The sequence below is a fragment of the Klebsiella sp. CN_Kp073 genome (assembly GCF_040065495.2).
In the GTDB taxonomy this organism is placed as follows: Bacteria; Pseudomonadota; Gammaproteobacteria; order Enterobacterales; family Enterobacteriaceae; genus Klebsiella; species Klebsiella aerogenes.
In genome coordinates this window covers 636,181-651,399 of sequence record NZ_CM198051.1, presented here as the reverse complement: position 1 = coordinate 651,399, position 15,219 = coordinate 636,181, and the positions used below count along the sequence as shown (strand labels likewise).

Sequence of the window (15,219 nt, the reverse complement as noted above, 5' to 3'; positions counted from 1 at the left end):
CCGGAGGGTGAGTTTTCGCTTACTCTTCAGGAACCACTATGTCTCAATTCTTTTTTAACCAGCGCGCCAGCCTCGTTAACGACGTGATCGAGGGAACCATTATTGCCAGCCCGTGGAACAACCTCGCCAGGCTGGAGAGCGACCCGGCGATCCGCGTAGTGGTGCGCCGCGATCTGAATAAAAACAACGTGGCGGTGATTTCCGGCGGCGGCTCCGGCCATGAACCAGCGCACGTCGGCTTTATTGGTAAAGGCATGCTGACCGCCGCGGTCTGCGGCGATCTGTTCGCCTCGCCGAGCGTCGATGCGGTACTCACCGCGATTCAGGCGGTGACCGGCGAGGCGGGCTGTCTGCTGATCGTCAAAAACTACACCGGCGATCGGCTTAACTTCGGCCTCGCGGCGGAGAAAGCACGCCGTCTTGGCTACAACGTAGAGATGCTGATCGTCGGTGACGATATTTCGCTGCCGGATAACAAACAGCCGCGCGGTATCGCCGGGACTATTCTGGTGCATAAAGTAGCGGGCTATTTTGCCGAGCGCGGCTTCAACCTCGCCACCGTCCTGCGCGAAGCGCAATACGCCGCCAACCACACCGCCAGCATCGGGGTGGCGCTGGCCAGCTGTCACCTGCCGCAGGAAGCGGAAAGCGCGCCGCGCCATCAGCCCGGCCACGCCGAGCTGGGGATGGGCATCCACGGCGAGCCGGGAGCTTCGACGATCGCGACCCATAACAGCGCGGAAGTCATGCAGATTATGGTAGAGAAGCTGACCGCCGCCCTACCTGAAACCGGCCGCCTGGCGGTGATGCTCAATAATCTCGGCGGCGTGTCGGTGGCCGAAATGGCGATTCTGACCCGCGAGCTGGCCAACACCCCACTCCATGCGCGCGTTGACTGGTTGATTGGCCCCGCTTCGCTGGTAACGGCGCTGGATATGAAAGGCTTCTCGCTGACCACTATCGTACTGGAAGAGAGCATTGAAAAGGCGCTGCTGTCGGATGTCGAAACCGCCAGTTGGCAGAAGCCGGTGCAGCCGCGGGCCGTTAATATCATGCCGTCCGCGCTCGCCAGCGCACGCGTCGCCTTTACGCCATCGGCCAACCCGCAGGTGGGCGATTACGTGGCGCAGGTGACCAGCACCCTCTCCGGCCTCGAAGCCCATCTCAACGCGCTGGACGCCAAAGTGGGCGACGGCGATACCGGCTCCACTTTCGCCGCCGGCGCGCGCGAGATTGCCGCTCTGCTGCAACGCCAGCAACTGCCGTTAAATGATTTACCCACGCTGTTCGCGCTAATCGGCGAACGCCTGACGGTGGTAATGGGCGGCTCCAGCGGCGTCTTGATGTCGATTTTCTTCACCGCCGCCGGACAGAAGCTGGAGCAAGGCGCCAGCATGGCGGAAGCGCTGAATGCCGGTCTGGGGCAGATGAAATTTTACGGCGGCGCCGATGAGGGAGACCGGACGATGATTGATGCCCTGCAGCCGGCGCTGGCGGCGCTGCTGGCCGAGCCCGGTAACCTGCAGGCCGCTTTTGTCGCGGCGCAGGCCGGCGCGGATCGCACCTGCCAGTCGAGCAAAGCCGGCGCCGGGCGCGCCTCCTATCTCAACAGCGAGAGCCTGCTCGGCAACATGGACCCCGGTGCCCACGCGGTGGCGATGGTGTTTAAGGCGCTGGCTGAGCGCTAAGCCTCACCCGGTGGCGCTGCGCTTACCGGGGCGATAGAACACCATGAAAGGTAGCCCGGAGAAGGCGCAACGCGCCGCCATCCGGGTTTACCGTTCTATCTATTATTTGCTATGCCAGTACGCCTGCGAACGCACCAGTTGCTGATCGATACTCGGCACCTCAAAGCGCGCCAGCAGCGATTTCACCACGCCGCCTTCTCCGGTCAGCCAGATAAAATAATCTTCTGACGGTACCTTAACCTGAGCCAGCCGCTCGGAGACGAACGCCGGGTTGTGGCCTACCACCCATTCGATATTAAAGCCGTCGAGATCCGCCAGATAATCTTTATACGAAGCATCCGCGATGGTGACGATGGCCGTCACCTGCGGCGTCACCGGCAGCTGACGTAATCCCAGAAGGCGGCGGCGCAGCGCCGGCATGCCCGACTCGTCACAGACATAAAGCTGCCAGGCGTAATCTTCCGGCACCACCAGCGAACCGCGCGGCCCGCCGATCACCAGCTTATCGCCGACGTTGGCTTCCAGCGCCCAGCGGCTGGCAATACCGCCATCGTGGATATAAAAATCGTAGGCCAGCTCGTGGCGTTCGGCATCGTACAGCGGCGTGTAGTCGCGGGTCGCCGGGCGCACGCCCTCGCCCCAGTTAATGCCTTCGTCGGTCACTTCCGGCGGCGTAAATACGCTGCCCGCCTGCGGGAAAAACAGCTTAGTGTGGTCGTCAAAACCCTGGGAAACAAAGCCATCCAGCGCCTCGCCCCCCAGCACAATCCGCTGGAACGCCTGGCCGATACGCTCAACGCGCAGCACGGTTAATTCGCGAAAACGTAGTTCGTTACGCACGCGCTGCGGATATTTTGCTTGTTTAATTGTGGTCATCCGTCGTCGCCTTGTTGAAGGGTAAATAGATATATCTAAACTCAGTGCAAATGATAATGATTGCCATTAGTGAAAATGGCAAGTTTTTTTTGATATAAAGCGAGAGAAAGTCACAATAAAGCCAAAAGCAAAAATAAACTCTTTCTTATCAACAAATTAAAAATAAACCGTTGTCATTTATTATTTTTTAGATATAAATTAGATATATCAAAAATACAGGAGGCATCGATGCGACATCATCACGAAGAGGGCCACGGCGAACAGGGCCGTCGCGGCGGCGGACGCCGCCAGCGTTTCTTTGGCCACGGCGAATTGCGCCTGGTGATCCTCGATATCCTTTCGCGCAACGCCAGCCACGGCTATGAGCTGATTAAAGAGATTGAGGCGCTGACGCAGGGCAATTACAGCCCCAGCCCCGGCGTCATCTATCCGACGCTCGACCTGCTGCAGGATCAGGGATTGATTAGCGTAGAAGAGGAGAATGGGCGTAAAAAAATCGCTATCACTGAAGAGGGGCGCCGCCTGCGCGCCGAAAGCGGCGAGCTGTTAAGCCAAATTCAGACGCGCCTGCAGGAACGCATGGTCGGCTGCGAATTGCGCAAAAATCCGCAGATGAAACGCGCGCTGGAGAACTTTAAAGCGGTGCTGGACCTGAAGGTCAACCAGCAGAGCATCAGCGACGCTCAGTTGAAACAGATCATCGGCGTGATTGACCGCGCGGCGATGGAAATCTCCCAGCTCGATTAACCTCTCGCACCACAATAGTACCCAGGCTGCTCCATCACGCGGCAGCCTGCACCACCCCAATTCATACCGCTTCACACCCCAACGGCAGTTTATCTTGCAGCCTCAGGAATAAAACGTGCCAATAATTAAGTTATGAGATTAAATTTTGCACATTTGCGCCTTAACTTTGCGTTTATCCCGATTTTCATCGTCGCTGCCAGGCTGGCGTAATCCCTGCAATACTTAATTCAGTATCATGTGATACGCCCCCCCCAGGAGCACATTTTGAACAGGTTACCTTCCAGCGCATCGGCTCTGGCCTGCAGCGCGCACGCACTGAATCTCATCGAGAAGCAATCGCTCTCCCATGACGAAATGAAAGCACTGAACCAGGAGGTGAGAGAATACTTTAAAGAACATGTGAACCCGGGGTTTCTGGAGTATAGAAAATCGGTCACAGCCGGCGGGGATTACGGAGCCGTAGAGTGGCAAGCGGGAGGGTTAAATACGCTTGTCGACACCCAGGGACAGGAGTTTATCGACTGCCTTGGTGGGTTTGGCATCTTCAATGTAGGGCACCGTAATCCAGTTGTGGTATCCGCCGTCGAAAATCAACTCGCGAAACAACCGCTTCACAGCCAGGAGCTACTGGACCCGCTGCGGGCGATGCTGGCGAAAACGCTGGCGGCCCTAACGCCCGGCAAGCTCAAATACAGTTTCTTCTGCAATAGCGGCACGGAATCGGTGGAAGCGGCGCTGAAGCTGGCAAAAGCCTATCAGTCTCCGCGCGGCAAGTTTACCTTCGTCGCCACCAGCGGCGCGTTCCACGGTAAATCGCTGGGTGCGCTGTCGGCCACCGCGAAATCGACCTTCCGTAAACCGTTTATGCCGCTGCTGCCGGGCTTCCGCCACGTGCCGTTCGGCGATATCAACGCCATGCGTTCCATTCTGAGCGAATGCAAGAAAACCGGTGATGACGTCGCGGCGGTGATCCTTGAGCCTATCCAGGGCGAAGGCGGCGTGATCCTGCCGCCGGCGGGTTACTTACCGGCGGTCCGTAAACTGTGCGACGAGTTTGGCGCGTTGCTGATCCTCGACGAAGTACAGACCGGCATGGGCCGCACCGGCAAGATGTTCGCCTGCGAGCATGAAAACGTGCAGCCGGATATTCTATGTCTGGCTAAAGCGCTCGGCGGCGGCGTAATGCCGATCGGCGCGACGGTGGCGACGGAAGAGGTCTTCTCGGTGCTGTTCGATAACCCATTCCTGCACACCACCACCTTCGGCGGCAACCCGCTGGCCTGCGCGGCGGCGCTGGCGACGATCAACGTCTTGCTCTCGCAGAACCTGCCGGCGCAGGCGGAGCAAAAAGGCGATCTGTTGCTGGACGGCTTCCGTCAACTGGCGCGCGAATATCCGGATCTGGTGAATGAAGTCCGTGGGAAAGGCATGCTGATGGCCATTGAGTTTGTCGATAACGAGATTGGCTATAACTTTGCCAGCGAGATGTTCAGACAGCGGGTGCTGGTCGCCGGGACGTTAAACAACGCCAAGACGATCCGCGTTGAACCGCCGCTGACGCTCACCCTCGAACAGTGCGAACAGGTGCTGAAGGCGGCGCGCAAGGCGCTGGCGGCACTGCGCGTTTCGGTCGAAGAGACATAATTCACACCCGACCCTCTCCCGCCGGGAGAGGGTATTTTCGCGTTATACCACCCGCACGCCTGCCGGCATGGCGCGCTCCGGCGTCAACAGCACGCTTTCGCTTTCATCCTCGGTTTCCGCGCATAACAGCATGCACTCAGAAGTTTCACCACGCATTTTGGCTTTCGCCAGATTACACAGCACCACCACCGTTTTCCCCAGCAGCTCCTCTTCGCTGTAGTAGGGCACCAGGCTGGTGACCGTCTGCAGCGTGCGGTCGCCGACATCAATCCGCGCAATGTACAGTTTGTCAGCATTGTCATGGCGCTTCACCTCGACAATCTTGCCGACGCGCATCTCCAGTTTGGCAAAATCAGCGTAAGCTACGGTATCCATCTCTCACCTCCAGTAAATTTTTACTAAAAGATAGCAAGTTTTTGCCGTTCGTCTGCATAATGCTGAGAATAATGCTACTTCTGTCACGCTATCGCCGGGGAAAACAGCCCTCGCGCGCAGGCGTTTTTTACTGAAATAAGGTGCAGGACGCGACGCTTGCTTTACAATGGATGAGCAAACATGGGCAACGTCCGATAAAGGAAAAAGATGGCAACGCTAAAAGACATTGCGACCGAAGCGGGTGTTTCGCTGGCGACGGTTTCCCGGGTGTTAAACGACGATCCCACCCTGAACGTGAAAGAAGAGACCAAGCATCGCATTCTCGAGATTGCGGAGAAGCTGGAGTATAAAAGCAGCAGCGCGCGTAAAACGCAGGTCCTACCCGTCGGCCACCATCATATCCTGGCGCTGTACAGCTACCAGCAAGAGCTGGAAATTAACGACCCTTACTATCTCGCCATTCGCCACGGTATTGAAACCCAGTGTGAAAAGCTGGCCATCGAGCTCACCAACTGCTATCTCAATAACACCCTGCCCGAGCTGAAAAAGGTCACCGGCGTATTGATTATCGGCCAGCCGACGCGCGAGCTGCGCGAAACCGCCAGCGCGCTGACCGACAATATCTGCTTTATTGATTTCCACGAAGCCGGCAGCCCGTACGATGCGGTGGATATCGACCTGGTACGTATCGCTAAAGAGGTGGTCGACTTCTTTATCCAGCAGGGCGCGTCGCGTATTGGATTTATCGGCGGCCAGGACCAGCCCGGCAAGGCCGATATTCGCGAAGTGGCGTTTGTGGAGTACGGCCAGTTGAAGGGCGTGGTTTCAGCCGATGATATCTGGCGCGGCGGTTTTTCCAGCTCGTCCGGTTATGAGCTGGCGAAGCAGATGCTGGCGCAAGCGGAATTTCCGCGGGCGCTGTTTGTCGCCTCGGACTCCATCGCCATTGGCGTGCTGCGCGCCATTCACGAACGCGGGCTGGCGATCCCGGAAGATATTTCGCTGATTAGCGTCAATGATATCCCCACCGCGCGCTTTACCTTCCCGCCGCTGTCGACGGTGCGGATCCACTCCGAAATGATGGGTAGTCAGGGGGTGAACCTGCTGATCGAGAAGGCCCGCGATGGCCGCGCCCTGCCGCTTAACGTTTTTGTTCCCAGCGTGTTGAAGCTGCGCGGCACCACCCGTTAATCCAACCCCATCCCGGCGGCGCTTCGCTTAGCCGGGCTACCGGTCCTGGCCGGAACGCCATTCTGTAGGCCGGGTAAGGCGAAGCCGCCACCCGGCATAAAGCGGCTTCATCCCCCATCCAGTTCCCCGGCGGCGCTTCGCTTAGCCGGGCTACCGGTCCTGGCCGGAACGCCATTCTGTAGGCCGGATAAGGCGCAGCCGCCACCCGGCATAAAGCGGCTTCATCCCCCATCCAGTTCCCCGGCGGCGCTTCGCCTGGCCGGGCTACCGGCCCTGGCCGGAACGCCATTCTGTAGGCCGGATAAGGCGCAGCCGCCACCCGGCACAAAACGGCCTCATCCCCCATCCAGTTCCCCGGCGGCGCTTCGCTTAGCCGGGCTACCGGTCCTGGCCAGAACGCCATTCTGTAGGTCGGGTAAGGCGAAGCCGCCACCCGGCATAAAGCGGCTTCATCCCCCATCCAGTTCCCCGGCGGCACTTCGCCTGGCCGGGCTACCGGTCCTGGCCGGAACGCCATTCTGTAGGCCGGGTAAGGCGCAGCCGCCACCCGGCACAAAGCGGCTTCATCCCCCATCCAGTTCCCCGGCGGCGCTTCGCTTAGCCGGGCTACCGGTCCTGGCCGGAACGCCATTCTGTAGGCCGGATAAGGCGCAGCCGCCACCCGGCATAAAGCGGCTTCATCCCCCATCCAGTTCCCCGGCGGCGCTTCGCCTGGCCGGGTTACCGGTCCTGGCCGGAACGCCATTCTGTAGGCCGGGTAAGGCAAAGCCGCCACCCGGCATAAAGCGGCTCATTTTGTGATCAAGTTAAAGTAAATCATCCCTGACGATTTTATTTAGTAAAAGTTTTACTAAAATGAGTTTTATCTTATTAAGCCGTTCAGGGAGGCGATATGAATCGCTGGGAAAACCTTCAACTCACTCATGAAAACAGGCTGCCGCCGCGGGCGTATTTCTTCTCTTACGACTCACTGGCCCAGGCGCGGACCTTCGCCCGCGAAACCAGCAGCCGCTTCCTGTCCCTCAGCGGGCAGTGGAACTTCCGCTTCTTCACCAACCCGCTGCTGGTACCGGAGAGCTTTACCTCATGCTATCAGAACGAGTGGGGGCCAATTACCGTACCGGGTATGTGGCAGATGGAAGGCCACGGTCAGCTGCAGTACACCGACGAAGGTTTCCCCTTCCCCATCGACGTGCCCTATGTCCCGACCGATAACCCGACCGGCGCCTACCAGCGCCTGTTCACCCTCGGCGACGGCTGGCAGGGCAAACAAACCATCATTAAATTCGATGGCGTCGAAACCTATTTCGAAGTCTACGTTAACGGCCAGTACATCGGCTTTAGCAAAGGCAGCCGCCTGACCGCCGAGTTCGATATCAGCGCGGCGGTGAAAACCGGCGACAACCTGCTGTGCGTGCGCGTGATGCAGTGGGCGGACTCCACCTATATTGAAGATCAGGACATGTGGTGGTCGGCGGGCATTTTCCGCGACGTCTATCTGGTGGGGAAAAATCCGCTGCACGTGCAGGATTTCACCGTGCGCACCGATTTTAACGATGACTACATCGACGCGACCCTCTCCTGCCAGCTGACGCTGGAAAACCTGGCTCCGCAGACGGCGGCGGCGACGCTGGAATATACCCTGTTCGACGGCGAAAAGGCGCTTTATTCGGGCAACGTCGGTCAACTGCAGGTCAGCCAGCAGCTGAACACCGGCTTCACGATTGATGTGAGCGCGCCGCAGCAGTGGTCGGCGGAAAGCCCGTATCTTTATCATCTGGTGCTGACGTTAAAGAACGCCGCCGGCGAGGTGCTGGAAATCATCCCGCAGCGCGTCGGTTTCCGCGATATCAAAGTGCGCGACGGCCTGTTCTATATCAATAACCGCTACGTAATGCTGCACGGCGTAAACCGCCACGATAACGATCATCTGAAAGGCCGCGCGGTCGGCATGGATCGCGTGGAAAAAGATCTGCTGCTGATGAAGCAGCACAACATCAACTCGGTGCGCACCGCCCACTACCCGAACGACCCACGTTTCTATGAAATGTGCGATATCTACGGACTGTTCGTGATGGCGGAAACCGACGTGGAGTCCCACGGTTTCGCCAACGTCGGCAACCTCAGCGCCATCACCGACGATCCGGCCTGGGAACACATCTACGTTGAGCGCATCGTGCGCCACGTGCACGCGCAGAAAAACCATCCGTCGATCGTCATCTGGTCGCTGGGTAACGAATCCGGTTATGGCTGCAACATCCGCGCCATGTACCACGCCACCAAAGCGCTGGATGATACCCGACTGGTGCACTACGAAGAGGATCGCGACGCCGAGGTGGTGGATATCATCTCCACGATGTACACCCGCGTGCCGCTGATGAACGAATTTGGCGAGCATCCGCATGAAAAACCACGCATTATCTGTGAGTACGCCCATGCGATGGGCAACGGTCCCGGCGGATTAACCGAATACCAGAACGTCTTCTACCAGCACGACTGCATCCAGGGCCACTACGTGTGGGAATGGTGCGACCACGGGATTCAGGCCAGCGACGATAACGGCGCGGTGTGGTACAAATTCGGCGGCGATTACGGCGACTACCCGAACAACTACAACTTCTGCCTTGATGGGCTGATTTTCTCCGACCAGACGCCGGGGCCGGGCCTGCGCGAATACAAACAGGTCATCGCCCCGGTAAAAGTGCAGGCGCGGGATATCTGCCGCGGCGAACTGCGGGTGGAAAACAAACTGTGGTTCTCCACTCTCGATGACTACACCCTGCGCGTTGAAGTGCGCGCCGAAGGCGAAACGCTCTCCAGTCAGCTGCTGAAAGTGAAAGACCTGGCGCCGAACAGCGGCCGCGACCTGCAAATCGCCCTGCCGCAGCTCGACGAGCGTGAGGCTTTCGTCAACATCATGGTGACCAAAGATTCGCGCACCCCGTATAGCGAAGCCAATCACGATATCGCCGTCTATCAGTTCCCGCTTAAAGCGCGAACCGCCGCGCGAACGCCGCTGTTAAACGCCAGCGCCACGCCGCTGCAGATTGTCGATGAACGCCTCAGCTACACCATCTGCGGCCATAACTTCCGCGTGGTGTTCAGCAAGGTCAGCGGCAAACTGAGCGAATGGCAGGTCAACGGCGTCGACCAGGTAACCCGCGAGCCGAAGATTAACTTCTTCAAACCAATGATTGATAACCATAAACAGGAATACGAAGGACTGTGGCAGCCGGCCCACCTGCAGATAATGCAGGAGCATCTGCGCGAATTCAGCGCTGAAATAGAGGGCGAAACGGTGGTGATCACCACCCGCAGCGTGATTGCGCCGCCGGTGTTCGACTTCGGTATGCGTTGTACCTATCGCTGGCAGATTACCCCACAGGGCCACATCAACGTTGAGCTGGCCGGCGAGCGCTACGGCGACTATCCACACATCGTCCCGTGCATCGGCTTTATGCTGGGCATTAACGGTGAGTTCGACCAGGTGAACTACTATGGCCGCGGGCCGGGCGAGAACTACGCCGACAGCCAGCAAAGCAACATCATTGATATCTGGCATACCACCGTCGACGATATGTTCGTCAATTATCCGTTCCCGCAGAACAACGGTAATCGTCAGCACGTGCGCTGGGCATCGTTCAGCGACCGCCACGGCAGCGGTCTGCTGGTCGTTCCGCGCAATCCGCTCAACGTCAGCGCCTGGCATTATACGGCAGAAAATCTGCACGCCGCCCAGCACTGCAACGAACTGCAGCGCAGCGATGACATCACCCTGAATATCGATGCGCAACTGCTCGGTCTCGGCTCCAACTCCTGGGGCAGCGAAGTGCTGGATAGCTGGCGCGTCTGGCTCAACACCTTCAACTATGGCTTTACGCTGCTGCCGCTGGAGGGCGGATGCGGCACCTCGCAGGTACTGGCGAACCATAGCTTCGGCGCCGGTTTCTTTTCCCCCGTTGCACACAGCGAGGCTGAACAATGAGAATTCTCGATAATTTAGAACAGTTTAAGCAGGTTTATCATAGCGGCCGCAAATGGCAGCGCTGCGTGGAAGCCATCAATAACATCGACAACATCCGCCCGGGTGTGGCGCATTCCATTGGTGATTCGCTCTCCTATCGGGTGGAAACCGATAGTACGACCGATGCGCTATTTGTCGGCAACCGCCGCTACTTTGAGGTGCACTATTACCTGCAGGGGCAGCAGAAAATCGAGTTTGCCGCCAAAGAAAATCTGCAAACCGTCGCCTGCTACCGCGACGAAACCGATCGCGAATACCTGAAAGGGATCGGTGAAACGGTGAAGGTTCACGAAGGGCAGATGGTGATTTGCGATATCGACGAAGCCTACCGCTTTATCTGCGATGCGCCGGTAAAAAAAGTGGTGCTGCGAGTCACGGTTGAAGACGGATACTTCCTCAATAAGTAAACCCGCGTTAAGCGACAAGGGAGGTCAACGGGTACGCCCGTTGGCCTTTCGGTTCTAGCCCGCTGCGGCGGGTAGATGAATGATTGGAGGACGTATGTCCGAATCTGTACGTGCCAAAATCGGCAAGTTCGCGCTGCTATCGATGGCCTTTACCGCCGTCTTTAACGTGCGAAATATCGTCAATAATAACATTGAGTTAGGCCTCAGTTCCGCGCCTATCTTCTTATTCGCCACAATCGTTTACTTTATCCCGTTCGTGTTTATCATCGCCGAATTCGTCTCGGCCAACAAACACTCCGAATCCGGGATGTACGCGTGGCTGAAGCAGCCGCTGGGCACCCGCGCCGCCTATCTTGGTTCCTTCCTCTACTGGTTTGTGAACCTGTTCTTTTTCCTCTCGCTGTTGCCGAACGTGGTGGCCTACGCCTCGTATGCGATCACCGGTTACGCGATCCCCTTCTCGCCGATGGTGACCTCGCTTATCTCCATCGTGCTGTTCGCCATGGCTACCCATATATCCACCAAAGGGGCGACCTGGCTGGGTAAAATTTCCGAATGCGTAGCCTACGGCGTGTTCGCTTTGTTCGCGATTTACGTCGTCGGCGCGCTGACCGCGCTGGGTTCCGGTCACGTCCCGGCGCAGCCGATTACCCTGGCGGCGATGGAGCCGACCATCAACTGGGCGACGCTCGGTATCATGTGCTGGATTTTCCAGGCCGCGGGCGGCGCGGAAACCGTTGCCGCCTACCTCAACGACACCAAGGGCGGGCAGAAATCCTTTATTAAAGTCATCATCACCGCCGGGGTGCTGATTGGCGGTATGTACGCCTTAGGTTCGCTGCTGGTTAACGTCTTTGTCGCCCGTGAAAACCTGACCTACGCCGGCGGAATGGTGGAAATCTTTACCGGTCTCGGTGCCTACTTCCACATTTCTGAAGCGCTGATGGGCCGCTTCGTCGGCATCATCCTGTTTATCGCTATCTTCGGCAGCATGATGATGTGGACCGCCGCGCCGGTCAAAATCCACTTCTCGGAAATCCCGAAGGGTATCTACGGCCAAAAAACCACCGAGCTGAACGCCCACGGCGTGCCGGTACGCGCCGCCTGGTGGCAGTTCCTGTTCGTTTTCCTGATGTTGATTGTTAACGGCTTCGGCTCCGCCAGCGTGCAGCAGATGATGAACACCGCCATTAATCTCACCGCCGGCACCGCCATGCTGCCGCCGCTGTTCATCATGGCCGCCTACTTCGTCTTCCGCTGGAAACACGATGACACGCCGCGCGATTTCCGTATGGGCTCAAGAAAAGTGGGCATGAGCGTGGTCACCATGTTGATGGTTATTTTCGTCATCAGCATGACTGCTTCGGCTTTCCCGCCGGGCGTCGATCTGGTTAACGCTTTCTTTATCAACGTCTTTATGACCGCAGTCTTCTCCGGCCTGGCGTGGTGGTGGATCACCCGCTTTGAAAAAAAGCAGCAACGTCTGCGCGCCGCGGCGCCGGTTAACGCTGCCGCCGCCGGTAAATAACGTTCCTGTCGTCCCGTCAGCCCCTCGTCGGCTGGCGGGATTTTTTTAACCCCGCCTGATTACGTATTACTCAACCTTTTTCGTGATCGAGTTAAAGCTATTCGTTTTCTTTACTTCTATTTACTAAAACTTTTACTAAAATCGACATTAATTCTTAACTACCTCTACCCTACAAACAACACAACCCCCTTCAGCGACCCTCTGAAGGACAATGTGTGGAGATGTGTTATGTCTGATACTAAACGTAATACCATCGGCAAGTTCGGCCTGCTATCGCTGACCTTTGCCGCCGTTTACAGTTTCAATAACGTCATCAACAACAATATCGAACTGGGGCTGGCGTCGGCGCCGATGTTCTTCCTCGCCACCCTGTTCTACTTCATTCCGTTTTGCCTGATTATCGCCGAGTTCGTGTCGCTGAATAAAAACTCCGAGGCCGGGGTTTACGCCTGGGTGAAGAGTTCGCTCGGCGGCCGTTGGGCGTTTATCACCGCCTATACCTACTGGTTCGTAAACCTGTTTTTCTTCACCTCGCTGCTGCCGCGCGTGATCGCCTATGCCTCTTACGCCTTCCTCGGCTACGAATACATTCTGACGCCGTTCGCCACCACCGTGTTGAGCATGGCGCTGTTCGCTTTCTCCACCTGGATCTCCACCAACGGCGCGAAAATGCTGGGGCCTATCACCTCCGTCACCTCATCGCTGATGCTGCTGCTGACGCTCTCTTATATTCTGCTGGCCGGTACCGCGCTGGTGGGTGGCGTGCAGCCAGCGGATCCGATCACCGTCGAGGCGATGATCCCTAACTTCAACTGGGCGTTCCTCGGTATTACCACGTGGATCTTTATGGCGGCGGGCGGCGCGGAATCGGTGGCGGTGTACGTCAACGATGTGAAAGGCGGCTCGAAATCCTTCGTTAAAGTGATCATCCTCGCCGGGATCTTCATCGGCGTGCTGTACTCGATCTCCTCCGTGCTGATCAACGTCTTCGTCAGCAGCAAAGAGCTGAAGTTTACCGGCGGATCGGTGCAGGTGTTCCACGGCCTGGCGGCTTACTTTGGCCTGCCGGAAATGCTGATGAACCGCTTCGTCGGCCTCGTTTCGTTTACCGCGATGTTTGGCTCGCTGCTGATGTGGACCGCCACCCCGGTTAAAATTTTCTTCTCGGAAATTCCCTCCGGCATCTTTGGTAAAAAAACCGTCGAGCTCAATGAGAACGGCGTCCCGGCGCGCGCGGCCTGGATCCAGTATCTGATCGTTATTCCGCTGATGATCATCCCGACGCTGGGCTCCAACACCGTGCAGGATCTGATGAACACCATCATCAACATGACCGCCGCCGCTTCCATGCTGCCGCCGCTGTTCATCATGCTGGCCTACCTCAACCTGCGCCGCAAACTCGACCATCTGCCGCGCGATTTCCGCATGGGCTCGCGTACCACCGGCATCGTGGTGGTATCCATGCTGATTGTGATTTTCGCCATCGGCTTCGTCGCCTCAACCTTCCCAACCGGCGGCAACATCCTGACCATTATTTTCTACAACGTTGGCGGGATCGTTATTTTCCTCGGCTTCGCGTGGTGGAAATACAGCAGATACGTCAAAGGATTAACCCAGGAACAACAACAAATAGAAGCGGCTCCGGCTTCCCATACCTCTTAAATACCCTAAAAAAATGAAAACTAACCCTTACTTATACGGGGCACTCGTTGCCCTGGCTTTTTGCGCCCCTGCGGCGGCCGCTGAGACCGTCCATCCGGCCGAGCACGACGATACCAAAACGCCGGAATTAACCACCACCTCCTACCGCTTTTACGGCGAGTTGGGGGTTGGCGGATATATGGATTTAGAAGGCGAGGACAAACATAAATACAGCGATGGCACCTATATCGAGGGCGGGCTGGAAGTCAAAAACGGCCACTGGTTCGGGCTGATTTACGGCGAAGCCTGGACGGTACAGGCCGATAGCCAGGGCAATGCCTGGACGCCCGGCCACAGCTGGGGCGGCGTGGAAGGCGGCATTAACCGCCTCTATGGCGGCTATAAAACCGATAACAACACCGAGATCATGCTCAGCCTGCGCCAGGACTCGTCGCTGGACGACCTGCAGTGGTGGGGCGACTTTACCCCCGATCTGGGTTATGTAATCCCCAATACCCGCGACATCATGTACGCGCTGAAGGTACAAAACCGCAGCGGCGATTTCCGCTATAGCGTCACCGCCACGCCGGCCGGTCATCACGATGAAAGCAAGGCCTGGCTGCACTTCGGCAAATATGATCGCTATGACGATAAGTACACCTACCCGGCAATGGTCAACGGCTACGTGCAGTACGACATCGTCAAAGATGTCACCTGGATGAACGGCCTTGAAGTGACCGACGGCACCGGACAGCTATTCCTGACCGGCGTTCTGTCGCCCAATCTGGCCTTCCGCGCCTGGCACCATACCGGCCGCGCCAAAGGGCTGGATGTTCCCGGCAGTGAAACCGGCTTTATGGCCAGCGCCATGTATGAAGCCTTAAGCGGGCTCTACTTCTCCACCGCATACAGCTACGCCAAACACCGCCCGGACCACGCCGCTGATGAAACCACCGCGTTTATGCAATTTGGCATCTGGTACGAATACGGCGGCGGGCGTTTCGCCACCGCCGCTGACAGCCGTTTCTATACCAGCAACGCCAGCGGCGACCCGAGCGACAAAATTTTCCTGATGCAATACTTCTACTGGTAACAAGG

General features: G+C 57.6%; 12 protein-coding genes. 9 read left to right on the top strand and 3 right to left on the bottom strand.

Annotated features, from left to right (window positions below; translation table 11 throughout):
- Positions 1–38: 38 nt before the first annotated feature.
- The gene (locus tag ABLV66_RS03220) at positions 39–1,688 is read left to right on the top strand and encodes a glycerone kinase (RefSeq protein ID WP_348876245.1); all 1,650 of its coding nucleotides are present in this window, start codon (positions 39–41) and stop codon (positions 1,686–1,688) included.
- Positions 1,689–1,790: 102 nt separating this feature from the next.
- On the opposite strand, the gene ABLV66_RS03215 is transcribed toward ABLV66_RS03220, so the two are convergent.
- Positions 1,791–2,564 (bottom strand): siderophore-interacting protein, encoded by a 774-nt coding sequence (locus ABLV66_RS03215; protein ID WP_348876247.1) that lies wholly within the window; start codon positions 2,562–2,564, stop codon positions 1,791–1,793.
- A 228-nt stretch (positions 2,565–2,792) separates the two neighbouring features.
- On the opposite strand from ABLV66_RS03215, the gene ABLV66_RS03210 reads away from it, so the two are divergent.
- Positions 2,793–3,311: a PadR family transcriptional regulator gene (locus ABLV66_RS03210; protein ID WP_015369599.1), complete on the top strand. Its 519-nt coding sequence runs from the start codon at positions 2,793–2,795 to the stop codon at positions 3,309–3,311.
- A 264-nt stretch (positions 3,312–3,575) separates the two neighbouring features.
- The gene (gene ygjG, locus ABLV66_RS03205; protein WP_047043175.1) at positions 3,576–4,955 is read left to right on the top strand and encodes a putrescine aminotransferase; all 1,380 of its coding nucleotides are present in this window, start codon (positions 3,576–3,578) and stop codon (positions 4,953–4,955) included.
- Positions 4,956–4,997: 42 nt separating this feature from the next.
- Here the strand turns inward: ygjG and ABLV66_RS03200 are convergent, their stop codons facing one another.
- On the bottom strand, positions 4,998–5,330 hold the full coding sequence (locus ABLV66_RS03200) for a tRNA-binding protein (protein WP_047043178.1): 333 nt from the start codon (positions 5,328–5,330) through the stop codon (positions 4,998–5,000).
- A gap of 207 nt (positions 5,331–5,537) precedes the next feature.
- Here ABLV66_RS03200 and ebgR point away from each other — a divergent pair, with 207 nt between their 5' ends.
- The gene (gene ebgR / locus ABLV66_RS03195) at positions 5,538–6,521 is read left to right on the top strand and encodes a transcriptional regulator EbgR (RefSeq protein ID WP_009485173.1); all 984 of its coding nucleotides are present in this window, start codon (positions 5,538–5,540) and stop codon (positions 6,519–6,521) included.
- On the opposite strand, the gene ABLV66_RS03190 is transcribed toward ebgR, so the two are convergent.
- Positions 6,472–7,266 carry a hypothetical protein gene (locus ABLV66_RS03190; RefSeq protein WP_512173811.1) on the bottom strand — a complete coding sequence of 265 codons (795 nt, stop codon included), beginning with the start codon at positions 7,264–7,266 and terminating at the stop codon, positions 6,472–6,474. The genes ebgR and ABLV66_RS03190 overlap by 50 nt on opposite strands.
- 147 nt (positions 7,267–7,413) lie before the next feature.
- Here ABLV66_RS03190 and ebgA point away from each other — a divergent pair, with 147 nt between their 5' ends.
- From ebgA to ygjJ, 5 genes are all read left to right on the top strand, one after another.
- Positions 7,414–10,506 carry a beta-galactosidase subunit alpha gene (gene ebgA, locus ABLV66_RS03185; protein ID WP_348876388.1) on the top strand — a complete coding sequence of 1,031 codons (3,093 nt, stop codon included), beginning with the start codon at positions 7,414–7,416 and terminating at the stop codon, positions 10,504–10,506.
- A complete protein-coding gene (locus tag ABLV66_RS03180; protein WP_004900777.1) occupies positions 10,503–10,952 on the top strand; it encodes a beta-galactosidase subunit beta in 450 nt (149 codons plus the stop codon). The genes ebgA and ABLV66_RS03180 overlap by 4 nt, the downstream gene beginning before the upstream one ends.
- Positions 10,953–11,046: 94 nt before the next feature.
- Positions 11,047–12,480 carry an amino acid permease gene (locus ABLV66_RS03175; RefSeq protein ID WP_047043183.1) on the top strand — a complete coding sequence of 478 codons (1,434 nt, stop codon included), beginning with the start codon at positions 11,047–11,049 and terminating at the stop codon, positions 12,478–12,480.
- Between the two features lie 228 nt (positions 12,481–12,708).
- Complete coding sequence (locus tag ABLV66_RS03170) at positions 12,709–14,142, top strand: amino acid permease (RefSeq protein WP_047065572.1); 1,434 nt, start codon at positions 12,709–12,711, stop codon at positions 14,140–14,142.
- Between the two features lie 13 nt (positions 14,143–14,155).
- Positions 14,156–15,214: a protein YgjJ gene (gene ygjJ / locus ABLV66_RS03165; protein WP_047077811.1), complete on the top strand. Its 1,059-nt coding sequence runs from the start codon at positions 14,156–14,158 to the stop codon at positions 15,212–15,214.
- The last annotated feature ends 5 nt before the right edge of the window (positions 15,215–15,219 follow it).